The sequence below is a fragment of the Pseudomonas sp. JUb42 genome, assembly GCF_024807945.1.
In the GTDB taxonomy this organism is placed as follows: domain Bacteria; phylum Pseudomonadota; class Gammaproteobacteria; order Pseudomonadales; family Pseudomonadaceae; genus Aquipseudomonas.
Genome location: NZ_JANUFD010000004.1, coordinates 362,671 through 380,785 on the forward strand (window position 1 = coordinate 362,671; position 18,115 = coordinate 380,785).

The following is an 18,115-nucleotide window of genomic DNA, read 5'->3' on the forward strand; positions in this document are numbered from 1 at the left end:
AAGAATCAAACCCGCTGACTGCGCGCACTCGCCGCAAACTGCTCGCTGGGCAACACATGCTTGCGCTCCAGCACCCGATAAACGATGCCGGTCAGAATCAGGCCAAACACCATCACTCCGGACAGGAAGTACAGCCCCGTCGCCAGATTGCCGGTGTATTCCTTCAGCGCGCCGATAACGAACGGGCCGATATAGCCGCCCAGATTGCCCACCGAGTTGATCAGGGCAATACCGGCTGCGGCACTGGCCCCGGCGAAGAAACGCCCCGGTAACGTCCAGAACACCGCCGTGCAGGAAAACAGCGAGAACGCCACCAGACACAGTGCCGCCAGTTGCGCCATGGGCAAGCTGAGCCAGGCAGCGCCAAACAGGCCAATGGCGCCGATCACGTAGAGCACCGCCAGGTGTCCGTAACGGTCGTTCAAGCGGTCGGAACTGCGCGGCACGATCAGCAGGCCGACGATGCCGAAGATGTAAGGCACTGCCGAAACGAAGCCGGTCACCAGATCGCTGCCGCCAAACTGCTTGATCAGCGTCGGCAGCCACAGGCCCAGGCCATAGATGCTCAGGGTCACTGGCAGGTAGAACAGCGCCAGCAACAGCACGCGCTTGTCCTTGAGGGCATGCAGCGGGTTGCCGTGGCGGGTCTGACCGTACTCCTCCAGATCCTTTTTCAGCTCACCGGCCAGCCAATCCTTTTCGCCCTGGTCCATCCACTTCACTTGTTGCGGACCGTCCGGCAGCCAGCGCAGCACCGGCCAGGTCAGCAGGATCGCCGGCGTACCGATGACGATGAACAACCACTGCCAACCGTGCAAACCGGCCAAGCCGTCCATGCCCAACAGGCCACCGGAGACCGGCCCGGTGATCATCATGGCGATGGGTTGGGAAAGAATGAACAGGCCGAGGATCTTGCCGCGATGGCGTACCGGGAACCACTGGGTGATGTAGTACAGCACGCCAGGAAAGAAGCCCGCCTCTGCCGCGCCCAACAGAAAGCGCATGACATAAAAGCTCGACGGCCCCTGAACGAAAGCCATGCCGATAGTGATGGCGCCCCAGGTGATCATGATTCGCGCAAACCAGCGCCGCGCGCCGAAACGTTCAAGCATCAGGTTGCTGGGGATTTCCAACAGGAAATAGCCGATGAAAAACAGCCCGGCGCCCAACCCGTAGGCGGCATCGCCGATACCGATGTCCGCGCCCATATGCAGCTTGGCGAAGCCCACGGCAGAGCGGTCCACATAAGCGATCAGGTAGAGCAGGATCAGGAAGGGAATCAATTTCAGGGTGATGCGGCGTATAAGCCCGAGTTCCTGGCTCATGTGTGCGGTCTCCAATTTGTTTTTGTTATGGAATCCCGGGGGATGCGCGCTGCCTTCAGACAGAGTCGTCCCTCATGTGCCACGGACTATATAGTATTACTATTTAGACAACAACTCTTCACACGGCAGAGTTTTCGGCCTATTTTAGCGAACAGCTCCAAAATTAAGTCTTACAATAAGAGAACCCCGATCATGTCTGATTCCGCTAAAAAACCCCTGCGTTCTGCCCAATGGTTTGGTACCGCCGACAAGAACGGCTTCATGTACCGCAGCTGGATGAAGAACCAGGGCATCGCCGACCATCAGTTCGGCAAGCCCATCATCGGCATCTGCAACACCTGGTCAGAGCTGACCCCGTGCAACGCCCACTTCCGTACCATCGCCGAACACGTCAAGCGCGGCATCATCGAAGCCGGTGGCTGGCCAGTGGAATTCCCGGTGTTCTCCAATGGCGAATCGAACCTGCGCCCCACGGCGATGTTCACCCGCAACCTGACCAGCATGGATGTCGAGGAAGCCATTCGCGGCAACCCCATCGATGGCGTGGTGCTGCTCACCGGCTGTGACAAAACCACCCCGGCCCTGTTGATGGGCGCCGCCAGTTGCGACGTGCCGGCCATCGTCGTCACCGGCGGGCCAATGCTCAACGGCAAACACCATGGCAAGGACATCGGTGCCGGGACCATCGTCTGGCAGATGCACGAGTCTTATAAAGCCGGGCAGATCAGCCTCGACGAATTCCTCTCCGCCGAAGCCGGCATGTCGCGCTCGGCGGGCACCTGCAACACCATGGGCACGGCCTCGACCATGGCCTGCATGGCCGAAGCCCTGGGTACTTCCCTGCCCCACAACGCGGCGATTCCGGCCGTGGACTCGCGCCGCTACGTGCTGGCCCACATGTCCGGCATGCGCGCCGTGGACATGGTCCGCGAAGACCTCAAGCTGTCGAAGATCCTCACCAAGGAAGCCTTCGAAAACGCCATCCGCGTCAACGCCGCCATCGGCGGTTCGACCAACGCGGTGATCCACCTCAAGGCCATTGCCGGGCGCATCGGCGTCGATCTGGAATTGGACGACTGGACCCGCATCGGCCGGGGCATGCCGACCATCGTCGACCTGCAACCGTCGGGGCGCTTCCTGATGGAAGAGTTCTACTATGCCGGTGGTCTGCCTGCGGTGTTGCGTCGTCTCGACGAGGCCAACCTGCTGCCCAATCCCCATGCACTGACCGTCAACGGCAAAAGCCTGCGCGAAAACAATCAGAACGCGCCGATCTACGGCGATGACGAAGTTATCCGCGCCCTCGACAACCCGATCCGCGCCGACGGCGGCATCTGCGTACTGCGCGGCAACCTGGCGCCACTGGGCGCGGTGCTCAAACCCTCCGCAGCAACCCCTGCGCTGATGCAGCACCGTGGCCGCGCCGTGGTGTTCGAGAACTTCGATATGTACAAGGCGCGCATCAACGATCCGGATCTGGACGTCGATGCCAACTCGATCCTGGTCATGAAGAACTGCGGGCCCAAGGGTTATCCGGGCATGGCCGAAGTCGGCAACATGGGCCTGCCCGCCAAGCTGCTGGCCCAGGGCGTCACCGATATGGTGCGGATCTCTGATGCGCGCATGAGCGGCACCGCCTACGGCACCGTGGTCCTGCACGTCGCCCCGGAAGCCGCAGCCGGCGGACCGCTGGCGGTGGTGCAGGAGGGTGACTGGATCGAACTCGACTGCGCCGGTGGCCGCCTGCATCTGGAAATCTCCGACGCTGAACTGGAGGCCCGCCTGGCCGACTGGCAGGCGCCGCCGAAATTGCTCAGCGGCGGCTATCGCCAGCTCTATATCGACCATGTGATGCAGGCGGATCAGGGCTGCGATTTTGACTTCCTGGTGGGCAGCCGCGGGTCGGAGGTGCCGAGGCATTCTCACTGATATCAGTATCGACGAGATGTAAACACGATCTGTGGGAGCGAGGCTTGCCCGCGAAGGCGATTTGTCCGGCTCAGAATATCGAAAGCCTTTAATAGCCTCTTCGCGGGCAAGCCGCGCTCCCACAGGTATGGCAAAGTCACGCCAGTGCTATCATGCGCGGCATTCCCGCTCAGGATTGACCGCGTCCACATGGATTACCGAAAACCCTCCGACCGTAAAAGTATGCATGCCCGCATCGTCCAGGAAATCGGCATGCAGATCGTCTCTGGCCGCTTCAAGCCTGATGAGAAACTGCCCGCCGAGGCCCTGCTCTGCGAGGAGTACGCGGTCAGTCGCCCGGTTCTGCGCGAAGCCACGCGGGTGCTGGTCGCCAAGGGGCTGGTCTATTCGCGGCCACGGGTCGGTACGGTGGTCAAGGCGCGGCGTGAGTGGCACCTGCTCGATCCGGACGTGCTGCACTGGGTCATGCAAAGCACGCCACAGAATGAATTCTTCAACCTGCTGACCAGCGTGCGTGCGGTGATCGAACCTGCCGTAGCCGCCCTGGCTGCGCAACACGCCACCGAGGAAGAAATCGCCGGCATCGGCGAGGCCTACCAACGCATGGAAACCGCAGCGAACCCGGAGGCCTTGCTGCAACCCGACCTGGACTTCCACAGCCGCATCGCCGACGCCACCCACAACGACCTGCTTGCGCATCTGTGCAACATGCTCTCCCTGGCCCTGCGCGAAGCCCTCAAGCATTCCAACCAGCGGCCCAACCTGCACGAACTGGCCCTGCCGCGACACAAGGCAATCCTCACCGCCATCGAGAACCGCGATGCCCTCGGCGCCCGCCATGCAACACTGGTACAGCTGGACGATGCGCGTAACGCCCTGAGTGTGGTGTTGGGGCAGGATTTGTCACTGTAGACCGGCCCTGCACAAATCCGTAGGACCGGCTTTAGCCGGGAGACTGCCCTCGCGGCTAAAGCCGCTCCCACAAAAAACGCATAAGCCTTATGAAAAATCCGTCCTACATTTTCCGAAAGTTGTTCTTAGCTAGGTTGTTACAGGGCTGAAACGAATATCAGCCTGGTAATGCCGTTTTTTTGACAACCGGTTTACAAGGAGAGGTAGACATGCGCGATTTGACTCCGCTTTACAGCGCCGTCGTTCAGGCGTTGTCGCAGGTTTTGGCGAGTGATGATGAAGCTACGCAGCCCCCGTTGGAGCGAGGCTTGCCCGCGAACAGGCCGGATCAGGCAAAAAACAAATCGCCTGAACTGACGCGTTCGCGGGCAAGCCTCGCTCCAACAAGTTATATGCCTGCTATTTCTTTTTATCCCTGGCAAACGCCGCTTCCAGCGCTTCGTTGAGGGTGCGCAGGACCTTGACCCTGGCCCAGCGCTTGTCATTGGCCTCGATCAGCGTCCACGGGGCGATTTCGGTACTGGTGCGGTCGACCATATCGCCCACGGCCTCGCGGTAGGCAGGCCATTTCTTGCGATTGCGCCAGTCGTCTTCGGTGATCTTGTAGCGTTTGAACGGGATCTTCTCCCGGGCTTCGAAACGCTCCAGCTGGGTGTCCTGATCGATGGCCAGCCAGAACTTGACCACCACCACACCGGCCTCGGTGAGCTGCTCCTCGAAGTCGTTGATCTCGCTGTAGGCCCGGGACCAGTCGGCCTGGCTGCAAAAACCTTCGACCCGCTCGACAAGCACCCGGCCGTACCAGGACCGGTCGAAAATAGTGAACTTGCTTCGCGCCGGAATCTGCCGCCAGAACCGCCATAGATAAGGCTGCGCGCGTTCATCTTCGGACGGCGCAGCAATCGGCACGATATTGTAGTGACGCGGGTCCAGAGCGGCGGCCACGCGACGGATCGCGCCGCCCTTGCCTGCCGCATCATTGCCCTCGAACACCGCCACCAGGGCATGGCGCTGCATGCGCTTGTCGCGGATGTTGCCGGACAGGCGCGCCTGTTCGGTGATCAGTTGTTCTTCGTAGTCGCTCTTGTCCAGCGACAGGGTCATGTCCAGGCTGTCGAGCAAGGTGAATTCGCCGTGGTTGGCCGCCAACGGCCCCAGGGTCAGGCTGGTCGCCTCGACCTTCGGCGCCTTGAGGGCCGCCTGCATGCCTTCGAGCAACAACCGGCCCACGGTCAGGCTGCGGTAGTAAGGGTCCATGCCTTCGATCACATGCCATGGCGCGTAGTCGCGACTGGTGCGGCGCAGCACCCGCTCGCCGAAGCGCACGAACTTGTCGTAGGTCTTGGATTGCTGCCAGTCCAGCGGGCTGATGCGCCAGCTGTGCAGCGGGTCGTCCTTGAGCATTTTCAGGCGGGTTTTCATCTGTTTCTTGGACAGGTGAAACCAGAACTTGAAGATCAGCGCACCCTCGTCGCAGAGCATCTTTTCCAGACGCTCGGCACCATTGATGGCCTGGTCGAGCACGGCGTCCTTGAAATTGCCATGGACCCGGCCCTGAATCATCTGGCTGTACCAGTTGCCAAAAAACACCCCCATGCGGCCTTTGGCGGGAAGCTGGCGCCAGTAACGCCAGGCCGTGGGATGGGCCAGCTCTTCATCGGTCTGGCGGTCAAAGGTACGGACTTCGATATAGCGCGGGTCCATCCACTCATTGAGCAACTTGACCGTCTCACCCTTGCCCGCGCCTTCGATGCCATTGATCAGCACGATGATCTGGCGCCCGGCCTGCTCGTGCAGCTCGTACTGGGCATCAAGCAAGGCTTCGCGCAGCGCCGGGACTTCTGCGTCGTAGGTTTCCTTGGCAATGACGTGACCGATTTCAGCGGATTCGAACATGCATGTCTCCCTCTCTGGAATCATTGAGACTACTTTATCGGCGCATGGTTTGCCGGTGATGGATCAATTAATAATCCTTCACCGGCACCGGGCTGATCGGTCAGCCGGACCGGGTGAGGTCCGGCCTGTGGGAGCGAATTGTGGGAGCGAATTCATTCGCGAAAGTATTCCAAACGATGCAGATGTATTGGATGCACCGGCCTGTTCGCGAATGAATTCGCTCCCACAGAATTTTCTTCTATAAATCCCCCCACAGAGTTCCGATGGCCAGCAGGTTTTACGTTGTTCGACGAGAGCCCGCATCCGCTGCCGTAAAAAACAGCTCTCGAATATTCTCCGTAAGCTGCTCCAGCAACTCATGCTCGGCAATCTCGCGATTGGCCATCACCTCCTGACTGCGCCGCTCATACTCATCCGCATCGCTTTCGCGCAGATCTTCCAGCGCACTCATCTGCGGCTCAAACCGCTGGGTTATGCGGGCAAAGTCAGCGCTGTATTCATTGCGCAGGAATTCACTCCATTGCCAGTTGGCTACGGCAAAGCCAATGAACCCGGAGCCCCGTTCGCCCTCGAGAACCCGTTGCCTGGCGCTCTCCAGAGCCTGTTCACTGACCTCGGCGATCTTCGCGAAGACCATGCTGTGGGGCTGTCGGGGTAGATCCAGCGCCCGGGCCAGGCCGATGCGGTAAGCCAGACGCACCTCGACGTCATCGACCGTAAGGCTCTGGGATTTACGGGCAACGATCTCCTCATCGACGATGGTCTGTATCTCGTCCAGGCGAAACAGGCTACGCATCACCTTCAACCGTGCCTCGATGTGAGCGCCTTGCGAAGTATCGGCGTCGAGCAGCGCGCGACGCACATAGGCCGTTACCTGAATATCGCTGAAGATCAGCCTGATGCCGTCCTGGCAGGTCTGGTTGGCGCCGTGCATGCGGTCATTGGCCATGGCATTCAAATCGCCACGCAGTTCTGCATCCCCCGCCGCCATCTCCAGCACCTGCAGGACATCGTTGCTCAACTGCGAGTGATAGCGGCGGAAATCCTGAGTCTGGTGCAACTGCTGGGTCAACAGCAGCAGGTCCGGCGCATCGTTGGCCTGTTCGATGCTGTCCCAGGCCGTGCGCATCCGCGTATTGAATTCCGTCTGTCCCGACTCCTCCCAGATATCTACGGTAGGCATCGGCGTCGCCCGCTCAGAACTGTCCGAATCGGACCAGATCTCCCTCAGGGTACTGGAATCATCGGAAGCGTCCGCGAACTCACTGACACTGTCCCGGCTATCGCCGGGGGCATCGAACTCCAGGCGGTACACATCGTCTGCACGCCCATGGGTATTGGCCCAGTAACGGCGCAACTCAGCCTGATCGAGGGGGTTGCCATAGGCCAGGATGGTCATCCGATAGGGGGCATGGCTGCCGTTCTGAATGACCTGCAAGGGCAGATGTTCGATACGGTTGGCACTGATATCCAGCAAGCGCAGCCCCAGATTGTCAGTCCACTGCGGCCATTGCGTCAGGCCTGTGCGGTACAGCCAGAGCCGTTCAAGATGAGCATGGTGCACAGGGGTCAGTTCGCCCAGAGTATTGCCACCCAGGTCCAGGGACACCAGATTGGGTATCTGCATCAGGCGGTCCATGGCGCCCTGATCGAGGGTCAGACCCGCCCCGTCCAGTGACAGGTAGGCCAGTTGCCCTAACGTATGCAGGCGCTCCGGCAGCCCGGCGATCTGGCTCCTGACCAGGCTCAGGTTGGTAATATTGGGGAACAGGCCAAGAAAGCTGTCGAGCTGTGCGGCCGTCGCGGTGACCGTATCAAGGGTGATGGAACGGATCTGCGCATAGTGCCCGGCCAACTCGGGCAGCCCGGCCAGTTCTCGCATATCCAGGTCAGCGAGAAACACCACACGCCGCCCCATGTTCGGCGAAGACTCGGCATTGAAGAGCCAGGCATCGCTGATCGCATCAGCGACTTCACGCCGCACCGCTGACTGAGTACCCGGTTGCGTCGATGCCACCCAGCCATCAAGCGCCGTGCTCAAGGTGTCCATTTCCTGCAATCGGTTCTGGACTTCCTGCCATAACAGCTCAACCGTCGCGCCCTCCTCCAGCCGGCTACTGACATAATTTGCCATGTCGGTGACGAATGCCGGGTTGTCGGCCAGGTCCGGATATAACCGTGCGTAGGCAGCCCCCAGTCGTTGCCGATCGGCTTCAGGCAAGCTGGCGATCGGCAGGCCACGCCCACTCAAGCGATAGCCAAAACGCCCGTCGAGCAGGCGCCCGGGACCGCGAAAGCCGGATTTGACCTGCTGCATGCCCAGTATCTTCGCCACACGCAGACGCTGGCTGGTCGCTTCCCTGAAAATGCGCTCAAGCAGCGCCAAGGTACCCACCGCCGAATCGTTGAAGCCGATGGCCTGACGTGCTTGTGCGGGCAGAGCCTGCAGCACCGCCGAGAAAAAGTTGTGGCGTTCCAGAACCTCTTCCTGCAGCGCCTGGCCTCGTCGATCAAACGCCTGATAGCGGCTGCCGCTCTTGACCAGCAAAGCGCGCTGCGTTGCCGAGCGCTCACCGATGGCATCCAGCAACGGGCCATTGAGCGCACCGTTACGTACCTCAATACGCAAGCCCTTGGGCCACCCCGGCAGGCGCTCCAGCAGATGCAGGGCAAGCTTGTGGGTATCGCCGTGGTCTGCCCGGGACGCCAGGAAAAACCCTTCCAGCGCCTGATTGACCCGCGTCTCCTGCAAATAGCCGCGAACCCGCTCATTGAGCGCCAGAGGGATGCGCTGCGTGGACTGCATCTGCGTCAGTTGCTGCGCATCGGCCTCGGCCAGCACCTCCCGCGCCGCAGCGGTGGGCAGGCCTGGAAAGTCACGTTTGAGCAACATCACCAGAGGATCGGTGCTCTGTTCACGCAGCAGGTTCAAGGTGTCGAACAACAGCGGCCGGCTGTCCCAGCTCACACGGCCGACTTCGAATGCCAGATTCATCGGATTGGCCGGCCTTCGCGGGTTGAAGATCAGGGCTTTTTCATCTTCGCTCAGGGCGTCGAGTACCGTGCTCATTAGCTTGCCCTGATCGATCCGTGCCTGACTGACCACAATGGGACGACCGGACGGCAAGGTCTCGCCCGCCAACCCACTCGACACATGAATGGCCCGTTCCTTCGGCCAACCGCGAATCAACGGCAGCAGCTTGAGCTGCAAGCGCGGGTCCGCAGACTCATAGCGGCTGCCATCGTTGATCAACTCGATAAAGGTCGAGACCTGTTGGTTCAGACCGAAGCGCTCAAGGGTGTCGAGCAAGCCGGCTGGTGGCGCCTGGCGATCAAGGTGCAGCACCGATAGCAGCGAGTGATCGGCGCCGCTGACCCGCATCACCTGTTCGACCGCCTCCTCGGGCAGCGACGCAACACGATGGCCCAGGCGCCTGAAGGATTTTCTTGCGTCCCAGTCGGCAGGGTTCTCGCCCTCATGGCGCCAGGCACCGGCACCGTTGTGCTCCAGCGTCGGCGAAAAGCGCCCGTTACGCGGCGGCTCGACGCGCCAGGTGTTCAGGGCCGTATCCTGACGAACCGGGTAGAGCCGATCCTCCAGCGACACGTATTGCTGACCCCGATGGCTGAATACGCCCTCGGCATCAGGCTTGAGGCCCGACGGCAACACAACATCACTGGCGAAGGGCACAAGGTTCGGCGACCACAGGCGCACCTCACCATTGTTGAGGGTGACAGGCCGCATGCTGTCGACAAAAGACGACGCCCTGACCGGGGTCAATAACACGGACAGCTCATGGCCAACGATCGCCATGCTCGCCGCCATCGCAAGATTTACCGCAACGTTTTCCAGATGCCCGAGCGCCGCTTCCAGATCACCCTGGGTCCAGGCCACCACGCCCTCGAAGACCTCCCCCAGCAACTGCAAGCCGATAATCACCGCCACCACCTCACCGAGACCGGGGATAAAACCGGCCACGGTCAGCACGGTCTCGGCAAGCTCGGTCAGACGCGCGATTTCGGACGCCTGATCCTTCTCGAAAACCGGCACCGCCAACACCCGCGCGTCCTCGCGGATACGCACCTGGGTCGTTATAGCGAAGTGATTGGTAGTCAGGTCGGTTACCGGCGTCAGCTTCAGATCAAGGCTCACGCTATCGTCAGGCACGACCAGAGTCTGGGTGCTGGTCAGCAGGCCACTGCCGTATTGCTCGGTTCTGGTGGTCAGGGTACTCAAGCGGCTTTTGAGCCGGGCCAGCAACCGGCCCTTATCGCGCAACCGGGCAAAGTTGCCGAAGAACTGTTGAAAACTACTGTTCCTGAGCCTGCGACGCAGCCAGTTCTGCAACTCATCGAGAGAGCCATGTTCGCTGAACGGTGAGGCAGGATCATCGGGGATATAGACAATGCAACGAGTCGACACCGTCGACTGCAAAACCAGCACATCCCTCAAATGAGTCTGTAAAAGATTGAGGTACGACACCTCTGTGGAAACGTGAACAATTCCATCGTCCTGATAACCGGCAGCCGAGAGCACCGCCAGATAGGCAGCGGGGGACAGCTTGCCTTTCATGCGAGCGATATGCGCCTCGACGAGCATTTTGTAGAGCGCGCTGTCATTGAGCGCCTGCATGATCTGCTCGGAGCCCGGCGTACCGCGCATCACCGCTTCAGTCGATGGCGCGAACACGCTGTTGAGATGGGTCTGATACTGCTCGCCCAGATCCAGTCGGCGACACAACTGCATAAAAGCTGCGGCCGCTATGTTCGGCAAATACGTCGTCGGCGTTGCCGGGTCTGGTCGATATTTACGCACACTGGAAAAACGCTCGTCCGTCGCAGCCGTTACTTCTTCACGCTGATAATTGCTCAGCGCAGCCTGCAACAAGGTTCGACGACTGATTGCCTCGACGCCAACGGGCAGCTTGCCGCTATCTATCTCCAGTTGATTTTCCAGCCAGGTCCTCCTGCGTGTCGGCCCCGATGTCCCGAGATAGCCTTTGCAGGCCGTGCACTCGGGCGGGCTCAGGGTGGCCTGCCAGATTTCGTCACGCTCGATGTCCAGGCGCGCCCCGAACGCTTGCTCCAGCGCCTGTGAAAGCAAGGGTGTGACAAACTCGCCCAGGCCTTTCAACCCATTCAAGGCCGTGGCCTGGGCGCTCTGCAACTGACGTGCGAAGGCAATATCGCGGTTCAGGCGCTTGCGCAGGTCAGCGGGTGAATTGACGTACCAGCCAGGCAGCGCGCCCTTTATAAAATCATGGTGAACATTGGTCGTGGCATTGGTCATGGCTCAACTCCAAGTGATAAAAGAGTGAGCACGTGATCAGCTTTTAACCTGTCAGTAGCGGTAGATAGTTATATAGAGGCCGCCTCTGTCCGGCGCTGCGCTAATATCAACAGCCCGTACACAAGCTGAGCGCAATCGTGACCATTACCCGCCATGCCCAGATCGATTGGGACGACCAGGGCAACCCCCATTCCCGAACCTTCTCTGACGTCTACTTCGCCACCCAGTCGGGCCTTGAAGAAACGCGGCATGTGTTCCTCGTGCAAAACGATTTGCACAGGCGCTTCAGCGAACTGCCTGCAGGTGGACGTCTGGTGATTGGTGAAACCGGTTTCGGCACGGGCCTGAATTTTCTCTGCGCCTGGCAGCTCTTTGCCGAATGCGCACCGCTTGATGCCCGCCTGCATTTCGTCAGCGTGGAAAAATTCCCCCTGAGCCAGGCCGACCTGCATCGCGCCCTCGGCCTGTGGCCGGAACTGGCCGCCTTTGCCGAACCCTTGCTCAAGCAATACGTCGCGGTACATGACGGCTTTCAGCGCCAGGTATTCGACAATGGCCGAGTGACCCTGACCCTGCTGATCGGCGATGCCGTGGAAATGCTGCCGCAACTGGACGGGCAGATTGACGCCTGGTTCCTCGACGGTTTTGCTCCGGCGAAAAACCCGGAAATGTGGACCCCGGAACTGTTCGCCGAACTGGCCCGGCTCTGCGCGCCTGATGCCACCATCGGCACCTTCACCAGCACCGGCTGGGTGCGCCGCGCCTTGAACACTGCAGGCTTCAAGATGAAACGCGTGCCAGGCATCGGCCATAAGTGGGAAGTGCTGCGCGGCACCTTCGAAGGCTGGCCCGAAGACGTCGAGCCACTGCCCGCGAGCAAACCCTGGTTCGCCCGACCCCAGGCCCTTGGCGGCCCACGCAAGGCAATGGTGATTGGCGGCGGCATGGCCGGTTGCACCACGGCGGCGAGCCTGGCGGCACGCGGCTGGCAGGTCAGCTTGTTAGAGCGTCACGACGAGCTGGCTCAGGAAGCCTCGGGCAATCCCCAGGGCGTGCTCTACCTCAAGCTGTCGGCCCACGGCACGACCTTGTCGCAACTGATCCTCAGCGGTTTCGGTTACACCCGCCGCCTGCTGGAAACCCTGCAGCGGGGCGTCGACTGGGACGCCTGCGGCGTGCTGCAACTGGCCTTCAACGACAAGGAGCTATTGCGCCAGGCGCAGCTGGCGGCAGCTTTCCCCCGGGAACTGCTGCACCACGTCGAGCAGGCCGGCGCCGAACAGCTCAGCGGGATCGGCCTGGACTCGGGCGGGCTGTTCTTCCCCGAAGGCGGCTGGGTGCATCCTCCAGCGTTGTGTCAGGCACAGGCCACGCACCCGAATATCCAAGTGCACCTGCATCAGGACGTGGTCGAGCTGCGTCATGAAGCCGGGCAATGGCAGGCCTGGGACGGCGAGCGGCTGATCGACAGCGCCACCGTTGTCGTACTGGCGGGCGCGGCGGAGATCAAACGCTTCCCGGCCAGCGCCGACCTGCCCCTTAAGCGCATTCGTGGGCAGATCACCCGCCTGCCCCAGACCGAGGCCAGCCAGGCACTGAAAACCGTGGTCTGTGCCGAAGGCTATGTCGCCCCGGCGCGGCATGGCGAGCACACACTGGGCGCCAGTTTCGACTTCACCAATACGGACTTGAGTACGACCGCCGAAGATCACCTGGGCAACCTGGCGCTGTTGCAGGAAATCTCCGCCGACCTCAGCACCCGTCTCGACGCCCGGCATTTGCCGCCAGAAACCCTGCAAGGCCGGGCGGCGTTTCGCTGCACCAGCCCCGACTACCTGCCCATCGTCGGGCCGCTGGCGGATAAACAGGCCTTCCTCAGCACCTACGCCGCCCTCGCCAAGGACGCCCGCCAGGTGCCGGACACGCCCTGCCCGTGGCTCGATGGTCTGTATGTCAACAGCGGCCACGGCTCTCGCGGGCTGATTACTGCACCGCTGTGCGCCGAACTGCTGGCGGCCTGGCTGGATAACGAACCGCTGCCGCTGCCCCTTAGCGTGGTCAAGGCCTGCCACCCGAACCGCTTTATGTTGCGGGAGTTGATTCGCGGGGTGTAACCAAAGGGCAAAATGGCGAAATCAGAAGGGCGACTGTGGGAGCGAATTCATTCGCGAAAGCGGTATTACAGGCTATGCAAATGCGTCGGATGTACTGGTCTATTCGCGAATGAATTCGCTCCCACAATTCATACCCGCAATTCGCTCCCAAAGATATGCGGGTGACCTCGCCCACTCGACCCAGACCAACATCGAGACCGCCCATGCTCCAGGTAACCGGCGTCTTCAAGAACTACGCCACCGCCCAAGGCCCGCTGGCCGTATTGCGCGGTGTCGACCTGCACTTGCAACAGGGCGAAAGCCTGGCGCTGATGGGCGAATCCGGCAGCGGCAAAAGCACCCTGCTGCACCTGATCGCCGGGCTGGATCAGGTCGACGCGGGCACCATCGAGATCGCCGGGCAGCGTCTGGAGCACATGAACGAAGCGCAACTGGCCAATTGGCGGCGCACCGAAATCGGCTTGATTTTCCAACAGTTCAACCTCATCGGCAGCCTCAAGGTCGAAGACAATCTGGCCTTTCAGGCGCGTCTGGCCGGGCGCTATGAGCCAAGCTGGCAGGCTGAGCTGATCAAGCGTCTGGGTTTGGCTGACCTGCTCACGCGTTACCCCGAGCAACTGTCAGGCGGCCAGCAACAACGCGTAGCGATTGGTCGAGCTCTGGCCTCGCGACCGGCGCTGTTATTGGCCGACGAACCCACCGGCAATCTCGACGAGGCCACCAGTGATGAAGTGCTGCAACTGCTGCTCGACCTGCTGGCCAACAGCAGCACCAGCCTGCTGATGGTCACCCATAGCCCGCGGGTTGCCGAGCGCCTGCAACGCACCGAACTGCTGCACTTTGGCCGTCTGGCTACGCAGTCATGAACGTTCTGTACTGGACCCTGCGCGCCCTGCTCAGTCATTGGCGACGCCATCCCGTGCAGTTTTTCAGCGTACTGACCGGGCTATGGCTGGCGACCGGCCTGCTGACCGGCGTCGAAGCCCTCAATCAGCAGGCCCGGGACAGTTATGCCAAAGCCAGCCAGTTGATCGGCAGCGAACCTCCAGCCAGTCTGGTCAGTGTTACCGGCAATCCACTGCCACAGAGCCTGTTCGTCGATCTGCGTCGAACAGGATGGCCAGTGTCGCCGGTGGTCGAAGGGCGTATCAGCCTCAAGGCTCACCCCCAGCAGCGCCTGCGGGTCATGGGCATTGAGCCGGTGTCGCTGCCCGGCGGCTCGGCCATTGCCGGGCAAAAGCTCGATGTCGCCGAACAGGTCAACTTCTTCCTCACGCCAGGGCGCACCTGGATCGCCCCGCAGACCCTGCACGAGTCGGGTTTTCAACCGGGCCAACAAGTGCAGACAGAGAGCGGCCAGACGCTGCCGCCGTTACAGGTTCAAGCCGATATGGCGCCGGGCCTGCTGCTGATGGATATCGGTTTCGCCCAACCCTTGCTGGGCATGAATGGCCAACTGACGCGCCTGCTATTGCCGACCGCTTTCGCCGCCAACGCCCTGCCACTGCCCCAAGGCTTGCAGTTGAACAAGGGCGGCGAAGAAAACAGCCTGGCGCGCCTGACCGAGAGCTTTCACCTGAATCTCGATGCCTTGGGTTTTCTGTCCTTCGTGGTCGGCCTGTTTATCGTCCACGCCGCCATCGGCCTGGCCCTGGAACAACGTCGCGGATTGTTGCGTAACCTGCGTGCCTGCGGGGTCAGTGCGCGGCTGTTGTTGTTCACCCTGGCCCTGGAACTGGGCGCGCTGGCAGTGCTGGGCGGCATCCTTGGCGTGATCAGCGGCTACCTGTTGGCCAGTGCCTTGCTGCCGGATGTCGCCGCCAGCCTGCGCGGTTTGTACGGTGCCGAAGTGGCCGGGCAACTGAGCCTCAGCCCATGGTGGTGGCTCAGCGGTATTGGCCTGAGCCTGTTCGGCGCCCTGCTCGCCGGGGCCAATAGCCTGCTACGGGCCGCACGCCTGCCCTTGCTGGCACTGGCCAATGCCCAGGCCTGGCATCAGGCCTATGCCCGCTGGCTACGACGGCAGGCCTGGGTGGCCTCGACTGCGGCGGTCATTGCGGTGGCGGCCTTGGTTTTCGGCAACAGCCTGGCGGCCGGTTTCGTGTTGATGGCGGCGCTGCTGCTCAGCGCGTCCCTCGGTTTGCCGGTGCTGCTCAGTCGCCTGCTCGACGCCTTGCTCGGCCGTAGCCGTTCGGTGCTGGGTCAATGGTTTCTCGCTGATTGCCGCCAGCAATTGCCCGCGCTGAGCCTGGCCTTGATGGCGTTGCTGCTGGCCCTGGCCGCCAATATCGGCGCGGGTAGCATGACCTCGGGCTTTCGCCAGACCTTCGGCAATTGGCTGGAACAGCGCCTGAGCGCCGAGCTATACGTCAGCCCGCAGACACCCGAACAAACCCAACCCCTGCAGCAATGGCTAAGCGAGCAACCGAGCATTCAGGCCGTGCTGCCCACCTGGCAAATCCCCCTGACGCTGCAAGGCTGGCCCGCTGACCTGTTTGGCATCATCGACCATCCCCACTATCGCCAGCACTGGCCGTTGCTTGAGTCCGTCGCAGGCGATCCGTGGCAGCAACTCGCGGCAGGCGACAGCGTGATGCTAAGCGAGCAGTTGGCCCGGCATCTGAAAATCACTGTGGGAGACAAGCTGCCAGTAACCTCAGATTGGTCGCCGAGGGTCGTCGGTATCTACGCCGATTACGGTAATCCCAAGGGCCACCTGCTGATCAACAACGAACAACTGCTGCGCCACTGGCCGGATCAACAGCCGCTGCGCTTCAACCTGCGCCTGGCCCCGAACACTGTCAGCGAGACGATGGACGCACTGCGCCAGCGCTTCGACCTGGATGATAACCACCTGATCGATCAGCAGCGCCTGAAAGCCTGGTCGAGCCAGGTCTTTGAACGCACTTTCGCCGCCACCGCCGCCCTCAACAGTCTGACCCTCGGCGTCGCGGGCGTGGCGCTGTTTATCAGCCTGCTGACCCAAAGCCAGAGCCGTCTCGGGCAACTGGCGCCGCTGTGGGCCATGGGCGTGACGCGGCGCCAGTTGATGCTGCTCAATCTCGGCCAGACCTGGCTGCTCGCCGTACTGACCCTGATCCTCGCCCTGCCTCTGGGCCTGCTACTGGCCTGGTGCCTGGATGCGGTGATCAACGTGCAGGCCTTTGGCTGGCGCCTGCCCTTGCAGATTTTCCCCTGGCAATTGCTGCAACTGCTGGCCCTGGCCATGCTCGCCACCCTGCTCGCCTCGGCCTGGCCGCTGCGCAAGCTGTACCGCACGCGGCCGGTGGATCTGCTGAGGACCTTTACCCATGAAGATTAACCGCGCAATCCTGTGTATCGCCCTGCTGCTCGGTGGTTGCTATGACAAACCCGAGCCGGGCCAAGGCTTCGCCGGGCTGGGCAATCAGGCCGCCGACTTCGCCCAGGTTGTGCCTGGCAAAGTGCTGGCATTCCCCGCAGACCACGGCCCGCATCCCGATTTTCGTATCGAGTGGTGGTACATCACCGCCAATCTCAAGGACGCTCAAGGCAACGATTTCGGCGTGCAATGGACGCTGTTCCGCAACGCCCTGCGCCCCGGCCCGCAAGCCTCGGGCTGGGCCGACAGCACGATCTGGATGGGCCACGCCGCCGTCACCTCAGCCACCCGCCACTACGCCGCCGAACGCTACGCAAGGGGCGGCGTCGGCCAGGCCGGGGTCAGCCTCGGGCCCTTTAGCGCGCGCATCGATGACTGGGCGCTGGAAGGCCAGAACGACCTGAGCAAACTGGAACTGCAAGCCAGAGACCCGCGCTTCAGCTATCGCCTGCAACTGACCTCGGGCAAAGCACCAGTACTGCAAGGTCAGCAGGGTTTCAGCCAGAAATCCGAACAGGGCCAGGCCTCGTATTACTACAGCCAGCCGTTCTTTCAGGCGCAGGGACAAGTGGAAATAGACGCAAAGTCCTACACCGTCAGCGGCCCGGCCTGGCTCGATCGCGAGTGGAGCAGCCAGCCCCTGACCGCCAACCAGAGCGGCTGGGACTGGTTCTCCCTGCACCTGAATGACGGCAGCGAAGTCATGCTTTATCGCATGCGTGAGAAACAGGGCGAGCCGTATGTCACCGGCACCTGGATAAATCCGGATGGCTCGACGCAAACCCTCGATGCCAAGGCCGTCAGTCTCAAGCCCGAGAATGAAACCAGCGTGGCCGGGCATCGCCTGCCCACCCGTTGGACCGTGAGTATTCCCGGCAAGGCCGTGACGATCAGCGTCGAGGCGCTGAACAGCAATGCCTGGATGAACCTGAGCCTGCCCTATTGGGAGGGGCCGGTGCGATTTTCAGGCAGTCATCAGGGCATGGGGTATCTGGAGATGACCGGGTATTAGATAGTTACTTTCGCTCACGAAAAAACCGCTCTAGGACGGGCCTTTCCCTTTATTGCGTATGAAGTTTCCGAGACAATCCGCAGCCTCTTGCGTGGGTAAAAAACGCTCTCTAGTCTGCGCCGGTCGCTGAGAATCAGTGATCGGGTTTAGCAGCCTGTTTGAGTTGCACCACGCGCGCCGCAATGGCGGCTTTGCGTGGGGCACCCTCGGGTGCGCCGGTTATGGTGCTCTCACCGGTCTGCTAACCCGCGTCAAAGCCGCCACCTTTGTTTGTTT

General features: G+C 61.6%; 9 protein-coding genes. 6 read left to right on the top strand and 3 right to left on the bottom strand.

Going from position 1 to position 18,115, the window contains the following annotated elements; all coding sequences use genetic code 11:
• Positions 1-5: 5 nt before the first annotated feature.
• A complete protein-coding gene (locus tag M2401_RS10545; protein ID WP_259102530.1) occupies positions 6-1,325 on the bottom strand; it encodes an MFS transporter in 1,320 nt (439 codons plus the stop codon).
• 192 nt (positions 1,326-1,517) lie between these two features.
• Here M2401_RS10545 and M2401_RS10550 point away from each other — a divergent pair, with 192 nt between their 5' ends.
• The gene (locus M2401_RS10550; RefSeq protein WP_259102532.1) at positions 1,518-3,254 is read left to right on the top strand and encodes an IlvD/Edd family dehydratase; all 1,737 of its coding nucleotides are present in this window, start codon (positions 1,518-1,520) and stop codon (positions 3,252-3,254) included.
• 189 nt (positions 3,255-3,443) lie between these two features.
• A complete protein-coding gene (locus tag M2401_RS10555; RefSeq protein WP_259102533.1) occupies positions 3,444-4,166 on the top strand; it encodes a FadR/GntR family transcriptional regulator in 723 nt (240 codons plus the stop codon).
• 399 nt (positions 4,167-4,565) lie between these two features.
• On the opposite strand, the gene pap is transcribed toward M2401_RS10555, so the two are convergent.
• Together pap and M2401_RS10565 are read right to left on the bottom strand one after the other, a co-directional pair.
• On the bottom strand, positions 4,566-6,062 hold the full coding sequence (pap, locus tag M2401_RS10560) for a polyphosphate:AMP phosphotransferase (RefSeq protein ID WP_259102535.1): 1,497 nt from the start codon (positions 6,060-6,062) through the stop codon (positions 4,566-4,568).
• A gap of 277 nt (positions 6,063-6,339) precedes the next feature.
• The gene (locus M2401_RS10565) at positions 6,340-11,352 is read right to left on the bottom strand and encodes an NEL domain-containing protein (protein WP_259102536.1); all 5,013 of its coding nucleotides are present in this window, start codon (positions 11,350-11,352) and stop codon (positions 6,340-6,342) included.
• 137 nt (positions 11,353-11,489) lie between these two features.
• On the opposite strand from M2401_RS10565, the gene mnmC reads away from it, so the two are divergent.
• The 4 genes from mnmC to M2401_RS10585 all read left to right on the top strand — a co-directional run bounded on the left by mnmC (position 11,490) and on the right by M2401_RS10585 (position 17,839).
• Positions 11,490-13,466 (top strand): bifunctional tRNA (5-methylaminomethyl-2-thiouridine)(34)-methyltransferase MnmD/FAD-dependent 5-carboxymethylaminomethyl-2-thiouridine(34) oxidoreductase MnmC, encoded by a 1,977-nt coding sequence (gene mnmC / locus M2401_RS10570; protein ID WP_259102538.1) that lies wholly within the window; start codon positions 11,490-11,492, stop codon positions 13,464-13,466.
• 203 nt (positions 13,467-13,669) lie between these two features.
• On the top strand, positions 13,670-14,332 hold the full coding sequence (locus tag M2401_RS10575) for an ABC transporter ATP-binding protein (protein ID WP_259102539.1): 663 nt from the start codon (positions 13,670-13,672) through the stop codon (positions 14,330-14,332).
• The gene (locus M2401_RS10580) at positions 14,329-16,788 is read left to right on the top strand and encodes an ABC transporter permease (RefSeq protein WP_259102541.1); all 2,460 of its coding nucleotides are present in this window, start codon (positions 14,329-14,331) and stop codon (positions 16,786-16,788) included. Before M2401_RS10575 ends, M2401_RS10580 begins: the two co-directional genes overlap by 4 nt.
• Positions 16,778-17,839 carry a lipocalin-like domain-containing protein gene (locus tag M2401_RS10585; RefSeq protein WP_259102542.1) on the top strand — a complete coding sequence of 354 codons (1,062 nt, stop codon included), beginning with the start codon at positions 16,778-16,780 and terminating at the stop codon, positions 17,837-17,839. Before M2401_RS10580 ends, M2401_RS10585 begins: the two co-directional genes overlap by 11 nt.
• The last annotated feature ends 276 nt before the right edge of the window (positions 17,840-18,115 follow it).

Excerpts from the sequence above, each read along its gene's own strand:
- M2401_RS10545 (WP_259102530.1), bottom strand. The coding sequence starts at position 1,325 with ATGAGCCAGGAACTCGGGCTTATACGCCGCATCACCCTGAAATTGATT.
- M2401_RS10550 (WP_259102532.1), top strand. The coding sequence starts at position 1,518 with ATGTCTGATTCCGCTAAAAAACCCCTGCGTTCTGCCCAATGGTTTGGT.
- M2401_RS10555 (WP_259102533.1), top strand. The coding sequence starts at position 3,444 with ATGGATTACCGAAAACCCTCCGACCGTAAAAGTATGCATGCCCGCATC.
- pap (WP_259102535.1), bottom strand. The coding sequence starts at position 6,062 with ATGTTCGAATCCGCTGAAATCGGTCACGTCATTGCCAAGGAAACCTAC.
- M2401_RS10565 (WP_259102536.1), bottom strand. The coding sequence starts at position 11,352 with ATGACCAATGCCACGACCAATGTTCACCATGATTTTATAAAGGGCGCG.
- M2401_RS10575 (WP_259102539.1), top strand. The coding sequence starts at position 13,670 with ATGCTCCAGGTAACCGGCGTCTTCAAGAACTACGCCACCGCCCAAGGC.
- M2401_RS10580 (WP_259102541.1), top strand. The coding sequence starts at position 14,329 with ATGAACGTTCTGTACTGGACCCTGCGCGCCCTGCTCAGTCATTGGCGA.
- M2401_RS10585 (WP_259102542.1), top strand. The coding sequence starts at position 16,778 with ATGAAGATTAACCGCGCAATCCTGTGTATCGCCCTGCTGCTCGGTGGT.